Source organism: Streptomyces sp. JLSY215 (assembly GCF_059682825.1).
Map to the genome: position 1 here is coordinate 1,847,321 of NZ_CM185022.1, position 16,437 is coordinate 1,863,757.

A 16,437-nucleotide genomic window follows, 5' to 3' on the forward strand; every position below is an offset into this window, starting at 1 on the left:
GTCGGTGTTGGTGTCGGCACGTCGCTGACGGAGCGTCATGGTGCCGTACGGTGAAGGACGATGGGGCGGGCCACGGGGCCGCCCCATCGTCGTGTTCGCCCGCCGCCCCGACCCGCCCTGCCCCCGCCTCCCCCGTCCGCCGCCACACCCGTCCGCCGTTGCCCACAGGCCGTTTTCCACAGGCCGACGGCCGGGATGGTCACTGTCAGTGACGGCTGCGATGATGGTCACCGAAACGGATCAACGGGGGGATTGTGATGGCTCGGTGGAGTCTGCGGGGTACGGGGAAATCGGGTACGGGGAAGTGGACGCTGCGGCGTACGGCGAAGTGGCTGTCCTGGCTGGTGGCCGTGCTGCTCGTGCTGCCGGTGACGGTGGCGGCCGCGGCGCTGCGGGCCGGGTACGCGGGGGAGGTCGCGCCCGACGCCACCACCCGCGGCCGTGATGCGCTCTGGCTCGGCCATGCCTGGGTGGACGGGCGGCGCGACGCTTCCGACGTGACGGCGCTGCGGCGCCGCCTGGAGGGCACGGGCATCCGCGATCTGTACGTCCACGCCGGGCCGTTGGAGCACGACGGCACGCTGCCGCCGGCCCGCAAGGCCTACCCTCGGGCGCGGTGGCTGATCGCCGCGGTGCACCGCGAGCTGCCCCGGGTCAGGGTGCACGCCTGGCTGGGCGACCGGCTGGTGTACGCGCCGGGTGAGCGCGGCGGGCTGCGGCTGTCGGACGCCGGGGCCCGGAAGGCGATCGTGGCGAGCGCCCGGCAGGTCCTGGCGGACGGCTTCGCCGGAGTGCATCTGGACGTCGAGCCGCTGCACTCCGACAACCCCGACTATCTGCGGCTGCTGGACAGGCTCGCCCCCGCGGTCCGGGCGCGGGGCGGGATCCTCTCCGTCGCCGTCCACCAGATAGATCCCCTGCCCCATCTCCACACGGTCAGCAACGCCGTGACGGGCCATCGCAAGTGGATATCCCAGCGCTTCTTCGGGCAGGTCGCCCGCCGGGTCGATCAGATCGCGCTGATGTCGTACGACACGGCGCTGCCGGCCGAGAGCCTGTACGGCGGCTATGTGGCCCAGCAGACCCGGCTGGCGCTGGAGGCGACGCCGGAGCGCACGGACCTGCTGATGGGGCTGCCCTTCTTCCACACCGACGACATGGGCCACCACGCCTCGGCGGAGACGGTACGCGCCGCGGTGCGGGGTGTGCGGCTGGGGCTGACCCGCGAGGACCGGGGCCGGCAGCAGTTCGGCACGGCGCTGTATGTCGACTTCGCGGCCACGGAGGAGGACTGGTCGGCGTACGGGAGCGGCTGGGGAAGGCGTCAGGGGTCATAATGACCCAGACATCGGATGTCTGGTCGGCGCTGTCGGCTGCGGCCTCTTGGACATCCGGGCGAGGCGACGGTATCCGGAGCGACACCATCCGGGCGGGTCCCGGCGGGGAGGGCGGCCATGGCGGTCACCGACGAGGCCATCGAGAAGATCAAGGGCATGATCGTCTCCGGTGCGCTGCGGCCGGGCGACCGGCTGCCGAAGGAGAGCGAGCTGGCGGCCGAGCTCGGCCTGTCCCGCAACTCGCTGCGCGAGGCGGTGCGCGCGCTCTCGCTGATCCGGATCCTGGACGTCCGCCAGGGCGACGGCACCTACGTCACCAGTCTCGACCCGCAACTCCTGCTCGAGGCCATGAGTTTTGTGGTGGACTTCCACCGCGATGACACCGTGCTGGAGTTCCTCGCCGTCCGCCGGATCCTGGAGCCGGCCGCGACGGCGATGGCGGCCGGCCGGATAGCCACGGTGGAACTGGACGCCCTGGAGCGCCAGTTGGACGCGCTGGGCGCGGAGCCGTCCGTCGAGGACCTGGTCGCCGGCGACCTGGAGTTCCACCGCGGGATCGTCGCCGCGTCCGGCAATTCCGTGCTCTGCTCCCTGCTGGACGGCCTGTCCGGCCCCACCACCCGGGCCCGGATCTGGCGCGGCCTGACGCAGAAGGACGCGGTGCGGCGCACCCTCACCGAGCACCGCGCGATCCTCGGCGCACTGCGCGACCGGGACGCGGAGGCGGCGCGGTCCTGGGCGACGGTGCACATCGCCAGCGTGGAGCAGTGGCTGCGCGCGTCGCTGTGACGGGCACGGGCAGACGGGCGCGGGCAGACGGGCACGGGCAGACGGGCACGGGCAGACGGGCACGGGCGCACGCCGCGGTTCCGCCGCGTCGCTGCGCCCGCCCCGCCCCGCCCCGCCGGCGCCGTGACGGAGCCCGCGTGCCCTCGGCCGCCGCCCGCCCGGACCGCGGGGCCGCCCGGACCGCGGACCCGCCGCGTCAGATCGCGAATCCGCCGTCCACCGCGATCGACGCACCCGTGATGTAGCGCCCGCCCTCGCCCGCGAGATGGGCCACGGTCGCCGCCACGTCCGCCGCCCGGCCGTAGGCGCCCAGTGCGGTCAGTCCGGCCTGCAGCTCCGCGCTGTCACCGTCGGCCGGGTTCATCTCGGTGTCGATGGGGCCCGGGTGCACGAGGTTCGCGGTGATGCCGCGCGGACCCAGCTCCTTGGCCAGGGTCCTGGTCAGGCCGGTGAGCGCAGCCTTGCTCGTGGCGTAGAGGGTGCCGCCGGGGAAGGCGACCCGCTCGGCCATGCAGCTGCCGATGGAGATGATCCGCCCGCCCTCGGTCAGATGCGCGGCCGCGGCCTGCGCCGCCAGGAACGGCGCCCGGACGTTGGTGCGCAGCACCCGGTCGACATCCTCCAGGGAGAGCCCTTCGAACGGCCCGAGCACCCCGACGCCCGCGTTGTTCACCAGGATGTCCAGCCGTCCGAACCGCTCGACGGCGCCGGCCACCGAGGCCCACACCTCCTCCGCCTCACCGCTGTCGGCCCGTACCGCCCAGGCCTGCCCGCCGGACCGCTCGATCTCCTTGACGACCTGTTCGGCCCGGTCCTCCCGGCTCACGTACGTCAGGGCCACGGCCGCCCCGTCGGCGGCCAGCCGCAGCGCGATCGCCTCGCCGATCCCCCGGCTGCCGCCGGTCACCAGCGCCACCTTGCCGGTGAGCGGCCGGCCGCCGCCCTCCGTCGCCGCCGCCGTCACCGTCATCACATCGGCCGCCATCGTCCTCACCGTCACCTTCGTATCGATTCGTGGGGGCGCTGAAGCCGCCGGCACCCGTGGGCCCGGTGGCCCGCGGCGGGGAGCGCCCCTTCTTGGTACGACTCGATCCTCCGGCGCGGCCGGATCCGAAGCTGGCGGAATCCGGACGGCGACCCGACGGCCCGCAACGCCGTGCGGCACCGCCCGGCTACGGCGCCCCGATCCCGTACACCCGCCCCGCCGTCCCGCCGAACACGGCCGCTCGCTCGGCCGCGGTGAGCCGGCCGGTGGCGGACTCCGCGAGGGCGAGAACGTCGTCGTAGTCGGCGGCCAGGGTGCACACCGGCCAGTCGGAGCCGAAGAGCAGCCGGTCGGGGCCGAAGGCGTCGAGGACATGGCGGGCGTAGGGGAGGATCTGCTGCGGGCGCCAGGCGGCCCAGTCGGCCTCGGTGACCAGTCCGGAGAGCTTGCAGCTGACGTTCGGATGGTGGGCGAGGGCGGTGATCTCATCGGCCCAGGGCTGCCATGCGCCCTGGGCGACCGCGGGTTTGCCGGCGTGGTCGAGGACGAAGGACAGCGCCGGTAGGGCGCGTACGGCGGCCCGTGCGGCGGGGAGTTCGCGCGGGGTGACCAGGAGGTCGTAGACCAGGCCCGCGTCGGCGAGCACGGCCAGGCCGCGCAGGACCTCGGGGCGGATGAGCCAGTCCGGGTCCGGCTCGTCCTGCACCTGATGGCGGATGCCCACCAGTGCGCGGGGCGGCGCCGCGAGGACGTCGGCGAGCCCGGGATCGGTGAGGTCGGCCCAGCCAACGACGCCGAGCACCGGGGCGTCCCCGGCGGCGACCGCGAGCAGTTCGGCGGTCTCCTCATAGGAGGCCGAGGACTGGACGAGAACGGTGCCCGCCACGCCGTGCGCGGCCAGCTGCGGGGTGAGGTCGGGCAGCGCGTAGCTGCGGCGGATCGGGTCGGCCCAGGGCCCGTCCATCCACGGCTGGTCGCGTCGGGTCAGATCCCACAGGTGGTGGTGGGCGTCGATACGCATCAGGCTCCCGGGGCGGTGAGGGGCAGCGGCAGGTCCGGGTCGAGCAGGCCACGGGCGACGAGGGCGCGCCAGAGCCCGTCGGGAATGTCCCGGGCGAACAGTGTGGCGTTCTCGGCGGCCTCCTCGGGGGAGGCGGCGCCGACGACGGCCGAGACGACGGCGGGGTGCCCGAACGGGAAGCGCAGCGCGGCGGCCTTCAGCGGGACGTCGAACTCGGCGCAGACGGCCGCAAGTTGACGGGCCCGATCCAGTAGGGCGGCGGGCGCGGGAGCGTAGTTGTACGGGGCGCCGGGCGACGGATCGGCCAGCAGACCGGAGTTGTAGACCCCGCCGACCACCACCGAGGTGCCGCGCCGCTCGCACACCGGCAGGAGGTCGTCGAAGGCGGTGCGCTCCAGGAGGGTCCAGCGGCCCGCGCACAGGACGGCATCGACGTCGAGGTCGCCCACCAGGCGGGCCAGGACGCCGCTGTGGTTCATGCCGAAGCCGATGGCGCGCACCATCTTCTGGTCGCGCAGCTCGGCCAGCGCCGGGAAGCCGGTGGCGCGGACCTCGGGGAGGTGGTCCTCGACGTCATGGAGATAAACGATGTCGACCGCGTCCACGCCGAGCCGTTCCAGCGACGCCTCGAGGGTGGCGCGGATACCGTCGCGGGTGAAGTCCCATACCCGCGCGCGGGCGGGGGTCTCCACGAAGCCCTGGCCGTCCACCGCCTCCCCCGGCGCGAGCGGACGCAGCCGGCGGCCGACCTTGGTGGAGAGGGTGTAGGAGCCGCGACGGCGGCCGCGCAGCGCCCGGCCCAGGCGTTCCTCCGACAGGCCGAGGCCGTAGTGCGGGGCGGTGTCGAAATGGCCTGCGCCGGTGGCGAAGGCGGCCCGGACGACCTCCTGCGCGCGCTCCTCGGGGACGGCGCGGTAGAGGTTGCCGAGCGGCGCGCAGCCCAGGCCCAGGGGCGGGACGGTGACTCCCGTACGCCCCAGCTCCCGGGCCGCGCCGGGCGGATGCGGCATGGCGCGGGGCCTCTCAGTCCTGCTTCTCGCCGCTGGTGAAGCGGGAGATGACCAGCGCGATGATGATGATCATGCCGTTGAGGAACTGCGTCCACAGCGGCGGCACTCCGCCCAGTGTCATCACGTTGATGACCAGTTGCAGCGTGAGGACACCGGTGAGCGCCCCGAAGAGGGTGCCGCGGCCGCCCTTGAGGCCGATTCCGCCGATCACCGCGGCCGCGAAGACCTGGAAGATCCAGCCGTTGCCCTGGGAGGCGGACACCGCGCCGTAGTGACCGGTGTAGAGGATGCCCGCGAAGGCGGCGAGCACCCCGCCGACGGTCAGCACGGTCCAGGTGATGCGGTCCACCCGTATCCCGGCCGCGCGGGCCGCCTCCGGGTTGCCGCCGATGGCGTACAGCGCCCGGCCGTGCCGGAAATACCCCAGGACCACGCCGCCGAGCGCGAAGAGGGCCAGGCAGATCCAGACGGCGGCCGGCACGCCGAACCAGGCCGCCTGGCCCAGATAGGCGAACGACTCGGGGACATCGCCGATGGAGCGGCCCTCGGAGAGGCCCACCTGGAGGCCGCGCAGCATGGTGAGCATGCCCAGGGTGGCGATGAAGCCGTTGACCCGCAGGGTGAGGATGAGGAAGCCGTTGGCGGCGCCGACCGCGGCCCCGACGGCCAGACAGAGCGGGATCGCCGTCCAGGCCGGGAACAGCTCCAGACCGGCGAAACGGGCGCCGTGCGCGGGCAGCACCAGCCACAGGGCGACCACCGGCGCCAGCCCGATGGTCGACTCCAGCGACAGATCCATCCGCCCGCTGATCAGGACGAGCGCCTCACCGAGCACCAGCAGGCCCAGTTCCGTGGACTGCTGGACGACGCCGATGAGGTTGTCCTGGGTGAGGAAGGCGGGCGAGACGATGAAACCGATGACACCCAGCACGAAGATCACCGGCACCAGGGAGAAGTCCCGCCAGCGGGCCGGACCGATCCGGGGCCGGCCGCGCACCGGCGGCGTCTCCACCGCCTCGGCCGCCGAGGGCGGGGCCTTCCTCGTCGCTGCGGTCCCGGTCATGACGCGGCTCCCTCCGTGCCGTCCGTTCCTTGCTCGCCTTCTGTGCCTCGCTCGTCCTGCTCGTCCCGCTCGTCCTGCCTGCCTCCGCCTCCCGCGCCCGGGGACCCGGCGCAGCCCACCCCCTCCATGGCGGCGACCAGGTCGCCGTCCCGCCGGCCGCTGCCGAACTCGGCGACGACCCGGCCGTGGAAGAACGCCAGCACCCGGTCGCAGACCCGCAGATCGTCCAGCTCGTCGGAGACGATCACGGCGCCGCTGCCGCCGTCCGCGACCTCCCGTACGACCCCCAGCAGCGCCTCCTTCGCCTTGATGTCCACCCCGTTCGTCGGACGTACGGCGACCAGCACGCTCGGCTCGCGGGCCAGTGCACGGGCGATCACGACCTTCTGCTGATTGCCGCCGGAGAGCCCGGACACCGGCTGGCCGGGCCCGGTCGTCGCGATGTCCAGCGACGCGATCATCCGCCGGGCGAACTCGCGGGTCCTGGAGGGCAGTACGGTCCCCATCGGCCCCAGTTGGCCGGCGACCGTCAGCGTGGCGTTCTCGGCGACGCTGCGGCCCGGGACGAGCCCCTCGCGGTGCCGGTCCTCGGGGACGTAGCCGATGCCCGCGTCGAGGGCGCGCGGCACGCTGCCCGTCGCGACCGGCCGCCCGCGCACCGTGATCCGCCCGCCGTCCGGGGCGCGCAGCCCCGCCAGCGTCTCGCCGATCACGGTGGTCCCGCTCGAGGTGGCGCCCGCGAGGCCGACCACCTCACCGGCGTGCACGGTCAGATCGAGCGGCGCGAAGTGCCCCTCCAGCGCCAGCCCCTGAGCGCGCAGCACCGGCTCCCCCGCCGTGCGCGCCGCCGCGCCGGCCGCCGCCCGCACCCGCCGCCGCGCCCCGCCCGCCGCCTCCCCCGTCATCGCCGCCACCAGCTCGTCCTCGGCGAGCCCCCGGACGGGCGCGGTCAGCACCTGCCGGGCGTCGCGCAGGACGGTGACGGTGTCACACAGCTCGTAGACCTCCTGGAGATGATGCGAGATGAACACGAAGGCCACCCCCTGGGCACGCAGCGCGCGCAGCTTGGTGAAGAGCCGGGCGATACCGGCCGCGTCCAGCCGGGCGGTGGGCTCGTCGAGGACGATCAAGCGGGCGCCGAAGGAGAGCGCACGGGCGATCTCCACGAACTGCCGTTGTTCGACGCCCAGTTCCTTGATGCGGGCGGCCGGATCGACGTCGACGCCGTAGGCGGCCAGCAGCTCGCGGGCCCGCTCGCGCAGCGCCCGCCACCGGATGGCGCGCCGGCCGGGGAGGCGGCCCAGGTAGAGGTTCTCCGCGACGGTCAGCTCCGGCACGGTCATCGACTTCTGGTAGACGCAGGCGACCTTGCGCCGCCAGGCGGCGGTGTCGCCCCAGCCGGGCGCCGGCGCGCCGCCGAAGCCGACCTCGCCGGCGTCCGGCCGCTGCATGCCGGTCAGTACGGACACCAGGGTGGACTTCCCCGCGCCGTTGCGGCCGACGAGCGCATGCGCCTCCCCCGGCCGTACGGTCAGCCCGGCGCCGTCGAGGGCCAGTGTGGGCCCGTAGCGTTTGACGATGCCCGAGGCGCGGACCGCGGGCCGCTCCGCCATGTCCGGTTCCATGGCGGCTACTTCTTCTTCGCGAGCTGGTTGGCCCACAGCCGTGCGTCGTCGACATTGGCCTTGGTGACCAGCGGCGCCGGCAGCTGGTCCTCCAGGCCGTTGCCGATCCTCACGATGGTGGAGCCGTGGCCGGTCGGACCGGGCCGGAAGGTCTTCTTCGCCAGTGCCGCCCTGGCGTAGTACAGGGCGTACTTGGCGTAGAGGTCCGCGGGCTGGGAGAGGGTGGCGTCGATCTTCCCGGCGCGGATCGCGGCCAGCTCGTCCGGTATGCCGTCGTTGGAGATGATGGTGATGTGGCCCTCGGTCCCGGCGGGCCGGAGCAGTTTCCGCTGCTGCAGCAGGGCCAGCGTCGGCTGGAGGAAGGCGCCCCCGGCCTGCAGATAGATCCCGTCGAGGTCGTTGTGCTGGGCGAGCAGGCTCTGCAGCTTGGCGGAGGCGACCTCGCCCTTCCAGTCGGTGGCCAGCTCATGCACGGTGATCTTCGGGAACTTCTTCTTCATGCAGGACGCGAACGCCTGCGAGCGGTCCCGCCCGTTGATGGAGCTGAGGTCGCCCTGGAGCTCGGCGACCCGTCCCCGGCCGCCGAGCCGACGGCCGAGGTAGTCGCAGGACTTCTCGCCGTACGCGCGGTTGTCGGCGCGTACGACCATGTAGACCTTGCCCTCGTCGGGGCGGGTGTCCACGCTCACCACCGGGATGTTCCGCTCCGCCAGGCGCCGGAGTTCGGCGGTGATGGCGCCGGTGTCCTGCGGCGCCATCACGATCGCCTTGGCGCCCTGGTCGGTCAGCGCCTGCGCATTGGCGACGACCTTGGCGATGTCGTTCTGCGAGTTGGTCAGCGGCAGCGCCCGGACCTCGCCGCGGTCCAGGCCCTTTTCGAAGTACTGCTGGTAGGAGTTCCAGAAGTCGGTGTCCGTACGGGGCACGTCGATGCCGACCTTGCCGCCCGCGGCGTCGCTGCCGCGGTTGCAGCCGGCGAGCGCGGCGGTGGCGAGCAGTGCGGCACAGGCCGCCGCGCCGGTCGTACGCAGTCTCATGGTGGTCCCTCGGTCGTGGTGGGCGGCTGGGGTACGGGGCGGGGGCGGCCCTCAGACGGTGGGGCGCAGGCGCAGGCCCTGCATGCCGCCGTCGACGGCGAGCGCGGTGCCGGTGACGGCGGAGGCGCCCGGGGACGCCAAGTGGGCGATGGCGGCGGCGACTTCACCCGCGGTGACCAGCCGCCCCATCGGCTGGCGGGCGCCGAGCGCGGCCCGCTCGGCGGCCGGATCGTCCGCCCGGTCCAGAAGGCGGCCGATCCACGGGGTGTCGGCGGTGCCGGGGTTGACGCAGTTGACCCGGATGCCCTCGCGGACGTGGTCGGCGGCCATCGCCAGGGTCAGCGAGAGGACCGCGCCCTTGCTGGCGCTGTAGAGCGCGCGCTGCGGCAGCCCGGCGGTGGCGGCGATGGAGCAGGTGTGGGTGATGGAGACGCGGCCCGGGGCCGCGGCGGCGCTGCGGCGCAGATGGGGCAGCGCGGCGCGGGCGGCGCGCACCAGCCCCAGGACGTTCACGTCCAGGACCCGGCCCCACTCCGCGTCGTCGTTGTCCTCGACGGTGCCGACGGCGCCGATCCCGGCGTTGCCGACGAGGGTGTGCAGGGCGCCGCCCAGCTCCCGTACGGCGTCGTCGACGGCGGTGCGGACGGCGGCGCCGGAGGTGACATCGGCCGTCACCCGGACCGCCCCGGCGGGCGCGCCGGACGGATCGCGGTCCAGGACGGCGACCTTGGCGCCGCGCGCCAGCAGCAGGGCGGCGGTGGCCGCGCCGATGCCGGAGCCGCCGCCGGTGACGAGGGCGGCCATGCCCTGGAAATCGGCGGGCTGCCTTCCGTCGCTCATACGGAGACCTCCTGCTCGTGTCGTTCCCGGCGGCCGCGCCACACCGGCCCGTCGGGGAAGCGGTGGGCGGCCAGCGACGCGGGCTTCATCCGCGCCGAGAAGCCGGGCGCGGCCGGGGCGCGGTAGCGGCCCCGTTCGATGACCACGGGGTCGGTGAAGTGCTCGTGCAGATGGTCGACGTACTCGATGACCCGGTCCTCCCAACTCCCGGACACCGCCACGTAGTCGAACATCGCGAGGTGCTGCACCAGCTCGCACAGCCCCACTCCCCCGGCGTGCGGGCAGACCGGCACGCCGTACTTCGCGGCCAGCAGCAGGACGGCGAGGTTCTCGTTGACGCCGGCCACCCGGGCCGCGTCGATCTGGACGAAGTCCACGGCGCCGGCCTGCAACAGCTGCTTGAAGACGATCCGGTTGGCGACATGCTCGCCGGTGGCGACCTTCACGGGCTGCCCGGAGCGCACCGCGGCATGTCCCAGGACGTCGTCCGGGCTGGTCGGCTCCTCGATCCAGTGCGGGGTGAACGGCGCCAGCGCGGTCATCCAGCGGACCGCCTCGGCCACGCCCCAGCGCTGGTTGGCGTCCACCGCGATCCGTACGCCGGGGCCGACGGCCTCTCTGGCCAGCCGCATCCGGCGGGTGTCGTCGGCGAGGTCGGCGCCCACCTTGAGCTTGATCTGCCCGAAGCCGTCGGCCACCGCCTCCTTCGCGAGCCGCACCAGCTTGCCGTCGTCGTAGCCGAGCCAGCCCGGCGAGGTGGTGTACGCGGGATAGCCCTCCGCCCGCAGGCGGGCGGCGCGTTCGGCGCGGCCGGGTTCGGCGGCGCGCAGGAGGGCCAGCGCCTCGTCGGGCGTCAGCACGTCGGTCAGATAGCGGAAGTCGACGAGGGAGACCAGGTCCTCGGGGGTCATCGCGGCGAGGAACTCCCAGACCGGCAGGCCCGCGCGGGAGGCCGCCAGATCCCATGCGGCGTTGATGACCGCGCCCGCCGCCATCTGCATCACGCCCTTGTCCGGGCCGAGCCAGCGCAGCTGGGAGTCATGGGTGAGCGCGCGGTGCAGGGCGGCGAGGTCCGCGGCGGTGGCGGGTGCCGGGCGGCCGGTGACATACGGCGCCAGCGCCCGGATCGCGGCGGCCATGACCTCGTTGCCGCGCCCGATGGTGAAGCAGAAGCCGTGCCCCGGCGGCCCGCCGTCGGTGCGCAGCACGGCGTAGGCGGCGGAGTAGTCGGGGTCGGGGTTCATGGCGTCCGAGCCGTCGAGCTGCTCCGAGGTGGGAAAGCGGACGTCGTGGACCTCCAGCTCGGTGACGGTGTTGCTCGCGGCCATGGGCGCCCCCTGGGATGTCGCGGAAGACCGGCCCGGGGACCGCGGTGGTGCGGCGGCGCATCGGGCCTCGAACGTCGGAGCGGAACATCAGAGCGAAACGTCGGAGCGGAACATCGGACCTTTCCGGGTCATCCGATGTATAGACCCGTGCCCGAGACCGCGTCCAGACCCCGTACGGAAACCCGATACGGAAACCCGATACGGAAACCGCGCACGGAAGCAGAACGATCAACGGCAGACAACCCCGCAACAGGTCGGATGAATCAGTACCCAATCACGCACAGGGGCTGCGAGCGGACGCCTCGGACGCCGTAGTGTGGAGACCGCACGCAATGGAACGGCAACCGGTGGCCGCCGCGAGGTGGCCCAACCGGTCGGAAGGAGGCGCTGGGTGATCGAGCTCGAGGGGGTTCCCGAGCTGATCGACCCGGTCATGGTGGCCGCGTTCGAAGGCTGGAACGACGCCGGCGACGCCGCCTCCGCCGCGGTCGCACACCTGGACCGGGAATGGAAGGGCGAGGTCTTCGCCGCGCTGGACGCGGAGGACTACTACGACTTCCAGGTGAACCGCCCGACCGTCTTCCTGGACGGCGGCGTACGCAAGATCACGTGGCCGACGACCCGGCTCTCCGTCGTCCGCGTCGGGGACGCGGGCGGCAAGGGGCGGCGCCGCGACCTGGTGCTGGTCCGCGGCATCGAGCCGAGCATGCGCTGGCGCTCGTTCTGCAACGAAATCCTGGGCTTCGCCCATGAGTTGGGCGTGGAGATGCTGGTGGTGCTGGGCGCGCTGCTCGGCGACACCCCGCACACCCGGCCGGTGCCGGTCAGCGGCGTCACCTCCGACGCGGATCTGGCGACCCGGCTCGACCTGGAGGAGTCGCGCTACGAGGGCCCCACGGGCATCGTCGGCATCCTCCAGGAAGCCTGCACCCACGCGGGCGTCCCCGCGGTGAGCCTGTGGGCGGCGGTGCCGCACTACGTCTCCCAGCCGCCCAACCCGAAGGCCAGCCTGGCGCTCCTCAACCGCCTGGAGGACCTGCTCGGCATCAGCATCCCGCTCGGCGAACTGAGCGAGGACGCGCGCGCCTGGCAGCTGGGCGTCGACCAGCTCGCCGCCGAGGACAGCGAGGTCGCCGAGTACGTCCAGTCGCTGGAGGAGGCCCGGGACACCGCCGACCTGCCGGAGGCCTCCGGTGAGGCCATCGCCCGCGAGTTCGAGCGCTATCTGCGCCGCCGCGATCCCCAGGCCGGACCGGGCGTGGCCGGCGAGAGCGGACTGGCCGACGGCTTCCTCCGCGACACCACCAGCGGCCGTACGCGGCCGCCGCGGCCGCTGCCCAGGGAACACAAGGACCCGCGCGGCCCCCGGCCTGGGGACGACAAGGGCGGCACGGAGCCGTCCGACGGCGCGGAGCCGGACTCCGGCCCGGAGGACAGCGAGAGCTGACCGGGCCCGGCGATGGCCCCCAACTCCTTTCCCATCGGACGGAGTTGGGGGCCATCGCCGCTTTCCGCACGGTGATCCGGTGACCCATCGGACAGACCCTGGAACGCCGACTCCTGGCGCACGCCCTCGCCGGCCGACCGGACCGTACGGAAGAAACGGAAGAAGGGGCGCCCCCGCCGCCCGGCGGAAGCGCCCCTTGAGGGACGGGAGTCAGCGTGCGGCAGCCGTCACAGGGCCACACCGAGGAGCGCGTCGACCGCCCGCGAGACCAGACCGGGCGCACCCTCCTCGGTGCCCCCCGCGGATTCCTGCTCGGCGGCCCAGCGGTCCACGGCCGCGAGGGCGGCCGGGGAGTCCAGGTCGTCGGCGAGCGCCGCACGGATCTCTTCCAGGAGGGCATCGGCGGACGGGCCGTCGGGCCGGGAGACCGCGGCACGCCAGCGCCCCAGCCGCTCCACGGCCTCGGTCAGCACCGCATCGGTCCACTCCCAGTCGGCACGGTAGTGATGCGCCAGCAGCGCCAGCCGGATGGCCGCCGGGTCGGTCCCGTCGCGCCGTACCTTCGACACGAAGACGAGATTGCCCTTGGACTTGGACATCTTCGCGCCATCGAGGGCGACCATCCCGGCGTGGACGTACGCCTTGGCGAACGGGTACTCGCCGGTGAGCGCCTGGGCGTGCGAGGCGCCCATCTCGTGGTGCGGGAAGGCGAGGTCGGAGCCGCCGCCCTGGACGTCGAAGCCCATGCCGAGGTGCTCCAGCGCGATGGCGACGCACTCGATGTGCCAGCCGGGCCGGCCGCGGCCCAGCGAGCCGCCGTCCCAGCTCGGCTCGCCGTCGCGGGCGGCCATCCACAGCATCGGGTCGAGGGGGTTCTTCTTGCCCTCGCGCTCCGGGTCGCCGCCGCGCTCCGCGGACAGCAGCCGCATCGCCGCGGCGTCCAGCCCGGAGACCTCACCGAAGTGCGCGTCGGAGGCGACGGAGAAGTAGATGTCGCCGTCCAGTTCGTAGGCGGCACCGGCCTCGCGCAGCCGCTCCACCAGCGGGACGATGCCCGGTATCGCCTCGACCGCGCCGATGTAGTGGCGGGGCGGCAGCATCCGCAGCGCCGTCATGTCCTCGCGGAAGAGGGCGGTCTCGCGCTCGGCGAGCGCCGTCCAGTCGTCGCCCGTGGCCACGGCCCGCTCCAGCAGCGGATCGTCGACGTCGGTGACGTTCTGCACGTAGTGAACCTGGCGCTTCGTGTCGAGCCACACGCGCTGAACCAGGTCGAACGCGTTGTAGGTCGCCGCGTGCCCCATGTGGGTGGCGTCGTACGGCGTGATGCCGCAGACATAGATACGGGCGACGGGACCGGGGGCGAGGGTCACCCGTCCGCCGGTCGCGGTGTCGTGGATCCTCAGGTCGCGGCCCTGGCCAGGCAGGGCGGGGACCTCAGAAGCGGGCCATGCATGCATGCCTTGAGCGTAACCGGATGCATGTTCCACATACGAACCGGACCAGGGGTCTTGGCCGAATTCGCGGTCTTGTGTTCCGCGGCGAAGCGTGCTTCAGGCCACTTGGTGGCTGCGGCCGCCGGTCAGACCGGGGGCCAGGGGATGGCGGGCCAGGCACCGCTCGGCTCGGGGTGCCTGCCGGTGCGCAGCAGCGCCGCCACCCGCTCCCGCAGCGCCTCGGTCTCGGCATCCGTGATCAGTTCGGCCAGTCGGGCGGCGAGCGGAGCGCCGTCCGCCAGCGCCTCCTGAAGGCCCCGCAGGACCTCCAGCGCCTCCTCGGTCAGCGGCTCCCCCGCCCAGCCCCACAGCAGGGTGCGCAGCTTGTCCTCGGCGTTGAAGGTGACACCGTGGTCGATCGCGAAGAGCCGTCCGCCGGCGCCGGGCAGCAGATGCCCGCCCTTGCGGTCACCGTTGTTGATCACCGCGTCCAGTACGGCGAGCCGCCGCAGCCACGGATGGTCGGCGTGCACCAGCAGCGCCGTGCGGCCCTCGCCGATGTCCGCGCGCCCGACCGCCTTCCAGCCCGGCCCCGGCTCGTCGTCCTCCACCAGGGCCAGCAGCTCGGGCACCTCGTCACCGTCGCCCTCGCCCTCGCCGGCGGGCGGCTCGATCCACTCCTGGACCATGCCCGTGCCGTACGGGCCGTCCCGCAGCACCGTCGCGGGGATCAGGTCCCAGCCGGTGGCCCGGGAGATCTCGTAGGCGGCGACCTCGCGCTGGGCGAGCGTGCCGTCGGGGAAGTCCCACAGCGGACGCTCACCGGCCACCGGCTTGTACACCGCGGGGGCGCTGCGGCCGTCGCGTTCGACGATGCAGTAGAGCACGGCGTTGGACGCCTCACGGATCCGGCCGCGGACGGTCAGCTCGCCGTCGGCGAGGAAGGCGTCCGCGGTGTCCGGGCCGCCCGTACCGTCCTTGCCGTCCGCACGGTCCCGGGCGGGGTCCGCAGGAGCGTGTGCGGGCTCCTCGGCGCTCGCCGGGGGATCCGCGGGCGCGGGCACGGAGGGTTCGACGGCGGGCTCCATGGCGCTCAGGCGTCCCGTCGGTATCCGTTCTGGCGCGGACATACGTGTCCCTCCGGGTCGAGCGGCAGACTGCACAGCGGGCACGGCGGGCGGCCCGCGTTGACCACTTCCAGGGCGCGCTTGGCGAAGGCCCTGGCCATCATGCCGGTCAGGCGCACCCGCAGCATCGGCGGGCCGTTCTCGTCGTCCTGCAGGAGCCGCTCCTCGGCGTCCGCGAGGTCCTCGTCGCTTTCGGCCTCCAGCTCGACCAGCGCCTGCGCCTCGACGATCATCCGCTGGTCCTCGCCGTCCCAGGCGAGCGCCATCGTGCCGACCCGGAACTCCTCCTCGACCGGCGATTCCAGCGGCGCGGTGTCGGTCAGCTCGGCGGGCGAGACGGCGGGCACCGGGGCATTGCCGCCGCTGCGCCGCACCACCTCGTCCAGCAGCTCATCGATCCGCTCGGCGAGGGCTGCGACCTGGGTCTTCTCCAGGGCGACGCTGGTGGTGCGGCCGGCCGCGGTCGCCTGGAGGAAGAAGCTCCGGCGTCCGGGCAGCCCGACCGTGCCGGCCACGAAGCGGTCCGGCGCGTCGTAGAAGAACACCTGACGGGACAACGTCCTGCTCCGATTTGCTCGACGTCGGGGGCACTGCGGTCGCTGCGCGTCCTGCGGTCACTGCGCGGTTCACAGGGGCACGGCAGAGCAGCGCCGTCGCACCACCCTACTGCGCCGACTGATCACGGTGCTCCCGCACCGCCTCCCAGGGCGGCATCCCGGCCCTCGGCGGCCGCCGGGCCGTCCTCGGGCGGCACCAGCGAGGCGAAGTCACCGGTGTCGCCGAGGCGTACGAGGAAGGGCCGCAGCCGCGTGTAGCGGATGACCGTGACCGAGCAGGGCTCGACGGAGATCCGCTGGAAGAGGTCGAGGTGCATGCCGAGGGCGTCCGCGACGAGGGATTTGATGATGTCGCCGTGCGAGCACATCAGATAGGCGGCCTCGGCGCCGTGCCGCTCCTCGATGCGGGCGTTCCAGTCCCGTACGGCATCGACCGCGCGGGCCTGCATGGCGCGCATCGACTCGCCACCGGGGAAGGCGGCCGACGACGGGTGCCGCTGGACGGCCTCCATCAGGGGCTCGTCGTTCAGCTCGGCGAGCTTGCGGCCCGCCCAGTCCCCGTAGTCGCATTCGCTGATCCGGTCCTCGGTGTGCAGCGGCAGACCGGGGCGGGCGGCCAGCAGCGGCCGCAGCGTCTCCTGGCAGCGCTGCAGCGGGCTGGAGACGGCGGCGGCCAGCGGAATCCGCTCCAGCCGGGCGGGCAGCGCGGCGGCCTGGGCGACGCCCCGCTCGTCGAGGGCGACGCCGGGCAGCCGTCCGGCGAGCACCCCGGAGGTGTTGGCGGTGGAGCGGCCGTGCCGCACCAGGATCAGCGTGGGCATGACCGCCACCCTACGTT

Annotated in this window: 15 protein-coding genes; 3 read left to right on the plus strand and 12 right to left on the minus strand. The window is 73.6% G+C overall.

Annotated elements, in window-relative coordinates; translation table 11 throughout:
* Positions 1-257: 257 nt before the first annotated feature.
* Positions 258-1,337 carry a glycoside hydrolase family 18 protein gene (locus tag AC5677_RS08295; protein WP_497194364.1) on the plus strand — a complete coding sequence of 360 codons (1,080 nt, stop codon included), beginning with the start codon at positions 258-260 and terminating at the stop codon, positions 1,335-1,337.
* Between the two features lie 117 nt (positions 1,338-1,454).
* A complete protein-coding gene (locus AC5677_RS08300) occupies positions 1,455-2,126 on the plus strand; it encodes a FadR/GntR family transcriptional regulator (RefSeq protein WP_497194365.1) in 672 nt (223 codons plus the stop codon).
* Positions 2,127-2,322: 196 nt separating this feature from the next.
* On the opposite strand, the gene AC5677_RS08305 is transcribed toward AC5677_RS08300, so the two are convergent.
* The 8 genes from AC5677_RS08305 to AC5677_RS08340 all read right to left on the minus strand — a co-directional run bounded on the left by AC5677_RS08305 (position 2,323) and on the right by AC5677_RS08340 (position 11,035).
* Positions 2,323-3,111 carry a 3-oxoacyl-ACP reductase family protein gene (locus AC5677_RS08305; protein WP_497196542.1) on the minus strand — a complete coding sequence of 263 codons (789 nt, stop codon included), beginning with the start codon at positions 3,109-3,111 and terminating at the stop codon, positions 2,323-2,325.
* 187 nt (positions 3,112-3,298) lie between these two features.
* Entirely contained in the window at positions 3,299-4,132 is an 834-nt protein-coding gene (locus AC5677_RS08310; RefSeq protein ID WP_497194366.1) for an amidohydrolase family protein, read from the minus strand.
* A complete protein-coding gene (locus AC5677_RS08315) occupies positions 4,132-5,142 on the minus strand; it encodes an aldo/keto reductase (protein WP_497194367.1) in 1,011 nt (336 codons plus the stop codon). The genes AC5677_RS08310 and AC5677_RS08315 overlap by 1 nt, the downstream gene beginning before the upstream one ends.
* A gap of 13 nt (positions 5,143-5,155) precedes the next feature.
* Entirely contained in the window at positions 5,156-6,205 is a 1,050-nt protein-coding gene (locus AC5677_RS08320; protein WP_497194368.1) for an ABC transporter permease, read from the minus strand.
* Complete coding sequence (locus AC5677_RS08325) at positions 6,202-7,830, minus strand: sugar ABC transporter ATP-binding protein (protein WP_497194369.1); 1,629 nt, start codon at positions 7,828-7,830, stop codon at positions 6,202-6,204. Before AC5677_RS08325 ends, AC5677_RS08320 begins: the two co-directional genes overlap by 4 nt.
* A 5-nt stretch (positions 7,831-7,835) precedes the next feature.
* Positions 7,836-8,867, minus strand: a complete 1,032-nt coding sequence (locus AC5677_RS08330; RefSeq protein ID WP_497194370.1) for a sugar ABC transporter substrate-binding protein — start codon at positions 8,865-8,867, stop codon at positions 7,836-7,838.
* Between the two features lie 51 nt (positions 8,868-8,918).
* The gene (locus AC5677_RS08335) at positions 8,919-9,707 is read right to left on the minus strand and encodes an SDR family NAD(P)-dependent oxidoreductase (protein ID WP_497194371.1); all 789 of its coding nucleotides are present in this window, start codon (positions 9,705-9,707) and stop codon (positions 8,919-8,921) included.
* The gene (locus AC5677_RS08340; protein WP_497194372.1) at positions 9,704-11,035 is read right to left on the minus strand and encodes an enolase C-terminal domain-like protein; all 1,332 of its coding nucleotides are present in this window, start codon (positions 11,033-11,035) and stop codon (positions 9,704-9,706) included. The genes AC5677_RS08335 and AC5677_RS08340 overlap by 4 nt, the downstream gene beginning before the upstream one ends.
* A gap of 391 nt (positions 11,036-11,426) precedes the next feature.
* Between AC5677_RS08340 and AC5677_RS08345 the strand changes: the two genes are divergently transcribed.
* Positions 11,427-12,482, plus strand: a complete 1,056-nt coding sequence (locus AC5677_RS08345) for a PAC2 family protein (protein WP_497194373.1) — start codon at positions 11,427-11,429, stop codon at positions 12,480-12,482.
* Positions 12,483-12,709: 227 nt separating this feature from the next.
* Here the strand turns inward: AC5677_RS08345 and mshC are convergent, their stop codons facing one another.
* From mshC to AC5677_RS08365, 4 genes are all read right to left on the minus strand, one after another.
* Positions 12,710-13,939 (minus strand): cysteine--1-D-myo-inosityl 2-amino-2-deoxy-alpha-D-glucopyranoside ligase, encoded by a 1,230-nt coding sequence (gene mshC, locus AC5677_RS08350; protein WP_497194374.1) that lies wholly within the window; start codon positions 13,937-13,939, stop codon positions 12,710-12,712.
* Between the two features lie 122 nt (positions 13,940-14,061).
* Positions 14,062-15,003: an SCO1664 family protein gene (locus tag AC5677_RS08355; protein ID WP_497196543.1), complete on the minus strand. Its 942-nt coding sequence runs from the start codon at positions 15,001-15,003 to the stop codon at positions 14,062-14,064.
* Positions 15,004-15,008: 5 nt separating this feature from the next.
* The gene (locus tag AC5677_RS08360) at positions 15,009-15,599 is read right to left on the minus strand and encodes a DUF3090 domain-containing protein (protein WP_497194375.1); all 591 of its coding nucleotides are present in this window, start codon (positions 15,597-15,599) and stop codon (positions 15,009-15,011) included.
* Positions 15,600-15,721: 122 nt separating this feature from the next.
* A complete protein-coding gene (locus AC5677_RS08365; protein WP_497194376.1) occupies positions 15,722-16,420 on the minus strand; it encodes a histidine phosphatase family protein in 699 nt (232 codons plus the stop codon).
* Between the last annotated feature and the right edge of the window lie 17 nt (positions 16,421-16,437).

Excerpts from the sequence above, each read along its gene's own strand:
- AC5677_RS08310 (WP_497194366.1), bottom strand. The coding sequence starts at position 4,132 with ATGCGTATCGACGCCCACCACCACCTGTGGGATCTGACCCGACGCGAC.
- AC5677_RS08325 (WP_497194369.1), bottom strand. The coding sequence starts at position 7,830 with ATGGAACCGGACATGGCGGAGCGGCCCGCGGTCCGCGCCTCGGGCATC.
- AC5677_RS08365 (WP_497194376.1), bottom strand. The coding sequence starts at position 16,420 with ATGCCCACGCTGATCCTGGTGCGGCACGGCCGCTCCACCGCCAACACC.
- AC5677_RS08295 (WP_497194364.1), top strand. The coding sequence starts at position 258 with ATGGCTCGGTGGAGTCTGCGGGGTACGGGGAAATCGGGTACGGGGAAG.
- AC5677_RS08320 (WP_497194368.1), bottom strand. The coding sequence starts at position 6,205 with ATGACCGGGACCGCAGCGACGAGGAAGGCCCCGCCCTCGGCGGCCGAG.
- AC5677_RS08305 (WP_497196542.1), bottom strand. The coding sequence starts at position 3,111 with ATGGCGGCCGATGTGATGACGGTGACGGCGGCGGCGACGGAGGGCGGC.
- AC5677_RS08315 (WP_497194367.1), bottom strand. The coding sequence starts at position 5,142 with ATGCCGCATCCGCCCGGCGCGGCCCGGGAGCTGGGGCGTACGGGAGTC.
- AC5677_RS08335 (WP_497194371.1), bottom strand. The coding sequence starts at position 9,707 with ATGAGCGACGGAAGGCAGCCCGCCGATTTCCAGGGCATGGCCGCCCTC.
- AC5677_RS08330 (WP_497194370.1), bottom strand. The coding sequence starts at position 8,867 with ATGAGACTGCGTACGACCGGCGCGGCGGCCTGTGCCGCACTGCTCGCC.
- AC5677_RS08300 (WP_497194365.1), top strand. The coding sequence starts at position 1,455 with ATGGCGGTCACCGACGAGGCCATCGAGAAGATCAAGGGCATGATCGTC.
- AC5677_RS08340 (WP_497194372.1), bottom strand. The coding sequence starts at position 11,035 with ATGGCCGCGAGCAACACCGTCACCGAGCTGGAGGTCCACGACGTCCGC.
- mshC (WP_497194374.1), bottom strand. The coding sequence starts at position 13,939 with ATGCATGCATGGCCCGCTTCTGAGGTCCCCGCCCTGCCTGGCCAGGGC.
- AC5677_RS08355 (WP_497196543.1), bottom strand. The coding sequence starts at position 15,003 with ATGGAGCCCGCCGTCGAACCCTCCGTGCCCGCGCCCGCGGATCCCCCG.